Raw genomic sequence first — 4350 nt, forward strand, 5'->3', positions numbered from 1 at the left:
ACCTTTAGTGCAATCTGTAAATCTAAGCCAGTTTATAACTATACTATTACAGATCAGGAGATAAAATCATTACAACATAATAATAAGATTGAGACATTCTGTAATATATCAGCAGGCTTTCTAATTGTAATGATGGTCATTATCATCGCGTGGATGATGAATGATGATGATGATTGGAAAAAAATTCCAGCCTTTTGTATAGGCGGCGTGTTGATAATACTTGTAGCGGCTTTGGATGCAAAAACAAATTCAAACTCAGAGGAAATTTGGGAAAACGTTAAACAGGTGTCTGAGGTTATCTGTGAAAAGAAATAAAAAGAGGGGACGCCCTAAAATAGGAGGGCAGGTAAGAGAACCAAACGGACGTATATCACGTGCAAAAGCACCGCGTGAAGCCGTTGATAAATTGGCAATAGATACGTGCAAAGCGCTTCGGTTTTACGCTACAGGAGGCAAAAAATCCACTTTCTGGTACTTACATAGGGCGGCTTTGTTTGCAAGGTGTGGTTACTCAAGAGCAATACGACGCCGCGCAACAATATCTTGAAGTGAAAAATAACTACTCATGTGCAAAAAGTCTGCCAAGCGCTGTTTATGATGATGTGTCTACAAATTCAGACCCCAATAGTCTTGAACGGTGGGTTCAAAAAGCAACCAATCACTATAAAGCCGTGCAAGAGGCACTAAAAGAAACGCAATGCCTCTATAGACAGTATAATCTTTATGCTGCATTACAATATCTTGTTATAGAAGATCAATCGCTACCACATCTTGTTAGTTCTTTGCGTATTGTTCTTAATGCGCTTCATAAACATTTCACTGTAACAAAGTAAAAAGCGTGATGTGAAACGTTTTTCTGTACAATATGTTGTATTTGTATTACAATGAATACAAATATGAGGATTGCGTTATGACGATATCTATTCGATTGCCAAGTGATCTTGAGACACGTTTGAATAATTTAGCTGCTAAAACAGGACGCACAAAGTCTTTTTATTTACGTGAGATTATTGAACGTGGAATAGAAGAAGCAGAGGATTATTATTTAGCCTCACAAGTAAGAGAGCGTATTCGAAATGGAGATGCAACTTTTTACAGCTCTGAAGAAGTGAGGAAAGAGCTTGGCTTGGACGATTAAATATGAAAAAAAAGCTCTTAGTTTTTTAAAAAAATGCGATAAAAAAGAAGCACGGAGGATTGTTGATTTTTTAGATAAACACGTTGCTCCTCTTGAAAATGCGCGTGTAGTAGGGAAGCCTTTGAGAGGTCAATTGTCTGGCTTGTGGAGATGTCGTGTGGGAGACTATAGAGTACTATGCGATCTTTACGATAGAGAGCTTGTAGTGTTGGTTTTAGCTATTGGACATAGAAAAAATATATATAAAGATTGAAGATAATAGCGACAATGCATATTATTTTTGCCTTTTAAAATACCATATTTAGGTAAAAAAATAAAATAACACAATACGTGTCATTTTCTTGTTGACAAAGTGTTGCAAATCGTATTTAATGACAAATACGGCACTTGTCGTATTGTATCTAGACGAGAGGCAGTGCAGTTTGAAATCCCCGCAAGTGCGGGGTTTTTTATTATCTGGAGGGCGTATTTTATGACATCAGAAAATACACAGCAGGCTCCACAACCCATTAAAAAGCGTATACCACCAAAGGCAGGTCAAGGGCGTGTCAAAGGTGTTCCAAATAAAATGACGCGCATTTTAAAAGAAGCAGTGGTTAAGGCTGCTGAGAATGCTGGGAATAAAATTGGCAAGGATGGTTTGATCTCTTATTTGGAAAGGTATAATATCAAAAAACGAAATAAAGTCAATAGGTTGTGTGAAATTATTTTATATGAATCCACTTAAGAATCCACACTTTTATGCATGATTCATTTGATCATTTTTTATATAAGATTGCCATGCATGAATAGACCATAAAAAGCAAATCATGATGTAAATGTTATAACGCATGTAAACGTTCAAATGAAATGAAAAGCAGCTATCATTCATAACAGTTCATAAATTTTATGATACGTTTTTATCACAGCACAAATCACATTGTTTAAAATTTAGTTGTTTGAAATAATCGATAACATATGTTTAAAGATCACATCTTGTTTTAATGATTGGATTGTTAATCGCATGATAAAAACACAAGATTTGCAGTTCTCAAAATTGGGGAGCGCAAAATCTAAAGTTGTTATAGTATCCTATAAGAAGGTAATCATTTAAAACTTTTATAAGCTTATAGATTTAATTTATAAAGATTGCATAAAAGGATTTAAAGACAAGATCGATTTTATAACCACGGTATTTTTTACCGAGGTAGGAAATAAAGGTCATGAAATTCAAAACGCTATATCTTATGAAATGAAAAGCCTTTTAATGAATAGATTGCAGGCTAGTCTTTAAGAACGGAACTATTCGCTTCCACAAAAAATGAAGGCAAATAATGCCATGGCAGTAGAATAACTATCTACTTTAGATTTGGTACTAAAAACGTTTTAAAAGTTATAGTTTAAAATACGAAACCAAATGAGCTCTCCTCAAATTGGGGGCAGCTATTAAGACAAAGATAAGCAAACAAACTTCAAAACCATTGTAACATCATAAGGTATGGGTTTTTACTCAATTTTGAGTCAAAAGCTGTAATATTTAAGAATGCTCTATTCTAAGATAACATCCCCAAAATGGACCGGCTAATATTTAAAGAAATTAGGTTTTAATGAAAAGTACAAATACGCTTATGAAAGCTCTTTAAATGCACGTTTAAACGTTTGAAACATAAAATGAGATCTTTATAAGAAACGTTAAAACTTTTTTTTATTACAGTTATAACTTAGTTATCATTTGCTCTTAAGAACGTTTCATTTATGAGAAAACTAAGATTTAGCTTTCACAGCAGAAAAAATTTAAAAACCTTACATTTTATAAAAGCGTTTGTTTATTTATCTTATGAAAAGCTGCTTTTAAAAACCAATGCTTGCAAGCTAAAAAGAACGTTTTTTGCAGATATTTATTGAATATGCATTTGCTTTTGATTGAATTATTAAAGCTACCGAGCGTTTTGATACGTTTGAGAGCAACAAAAAGCGTTTATAGGTTTTCTCATTCAAATGAGTGAGTAAAAATCAAACGCATCATTTACATTCCTTTTGATAAGTTTTCATAAAGATAATAGAGCGCTTGCAATATGATACGTTTTGTATATATGCACTGATTACTCCATTGTGGATGATTCATTTTAATCAATAAAAAACGCTATTTGAAAGCCGCGTCATATCACTTTCGACACGGCTTTTTTATGTTACTCTCTCTTTTATGATATGTTTATAGCAATGCATTTTATATGCGTTTATAACCATAAAGAATGCACGCCCCCATGTCTCTTTTTATTCTGTTTTATCAGTTATATTGACAACATTATCCCTTTCATACACCTCACATTTTTTTGGAACCAACCTTACTTTGCTTTTTTTATTGATTTTTGCATTGCCATAAACACGCCCCCAGATCGTTGCACAATATGAGATTTTAGCATTGCCAAAAACAGAGCCATAAATCTCACAAGAGCCACTCACACAAGCATTTCCATAAACCTTGCCATAAATTTTAGCACGACCATTAATAACAGCATAATTATAAACTTTTGCATGGCTATAAATGCAAGCAGAGCCACAAACCTTGGCATGACCATAAACGCGTGCATAACTAAAAACCGTAGCATCATAAGAAACATGCGCATGGTCATAAATATGAGCATCAGCAAGAACGCGGGCACTACCATTCACATGAGCATTACCATAAATATTGCCATAAACATGAGCATTGCCATAGACAAAAGCATGGTCATAAACTTTAGCATATTGAGAGATAAAAGCTTTCCATAGACTTCAGCATTGCCATAAACTTGACCACAGACTTGAGAAAAATGGCGTATTTTTGCATTTTCATACACTCTTGCATGACCGTAGGCACAAGCCTCATCATAGACCCAGCAATTGCTATCATGAGAGAGGTTACTTTCATTTTCAATAAAACCACCCAAGGCACCAGCCTTAACATCGTCAAAATCCCTTAATGCTTGGATGCGATAAAGAGTTTGATTATTAAATACACGTGTCTCATTTGTGAGTGCAAACTTTTTTTTGCATAGCACAATTCCTTTATAGAGATTTAAATTTTAGAATGAAATGTTTAAAGGGGGGTGCCCCCGCCGCGCCCGCGCGTCATTTACAGTTGTAAAAACAATATCACCAGTGATAACAGATTCTTTATAATTGCCACCAATTTTGGTATCACCACCAATCTCAGTATAGCCAATTACCTTGGCATTGCCATAGACATGAGC

Annotated in this window: 3 protein-coding genes and 3 pseudogenes; 5 read left to right on the top strand and 1 reads right to left on the bottom strand. The window is 34.5% G+C overall.

Annotation, left to right across the window (positions count from 1 at the left end; genetic code table 11):
• The 5 genes and pseudogenes from ACFIME_RS02045 to ACFIME_RS02065 form a co-directional block, all read left to right on the top strand.
• Positions 1-315 (top strand): hypothetical protein (locus ACFIME_RS02045; protein WP_375684410.1); only part of this gene is annotated, 315 nt, incomplete at its 5' end.
• Positions 302-833: pseudogene (locus ACFIME_RS02050) on the top strand (hypothetical protein). The gene ACFIME_RS02045 and the pseudogene ACFIME_RS02050, both read left to right, overlap by 14 nt.
• Positions 834-910: 77 nt before the next feature.
• On the top strand, positions 911-1138 hold the full coding sequence (locus tag ACFIME_RS02055; RefSeq protein WP_007554201.1) for a DUF6290 family protein: 228 nt from the start codon (positions 911-913) through the stop codon (positions 1136-1138).
• On the top strand, positions 1122-1391 hold the full coding sequence (locus ACFIME_RS02060; RefSeq protein WP_375684411.1) for a type II toxin-antitoxin system RelE/ParE family toxin: 270 nt from the start codon (positions 1122-1124) through the stop codon (positions 1389-1391). The genes ACFIME_RS02055 and ACFIME_RS02060 overlap by 17 nt, the downstream gene beginning before the upstream one ends.
• A gap of 219 nt (positions 1392-1610) precedes the next feature.
• Positions 1611-1799, top strand: a pseudogene (locus ACFIME_RS02065) (hypothetical protein); the annotation flags it as partial.
• A gap of 1592 nt (positions 1800-3391) precedes the next feature.
• Here ACFIME_RS02065 and ACFIME_RS02070 read toward each other — a convergent pair.
• Positions 3392-4158: pseudogene (locus ACFIME_RS02070) on the bottom strand (hypothetical protein).
• Positions 4159-4350 lie beyond the last annotated feature (192 nt).

It is taken from the genome of Bartonella sp. AP1QHHD (assembly GCF_042196265.1).
Lineage (GTDB): Bacteria > Pseudomonadota > Alphaproteobacteria > Rhizobiales > Rhizobiaceae > Bartonella.

What these genes read in the sequence shown, in the direction of transcription:
- ACFIME_RS02055 (WP_007554201.1), top strand. Translation starts at nt 911, where the DNA reads ATGACGATATCTATTCGATTGCCAAGTGATCTTGAGACACGTTTGAAT.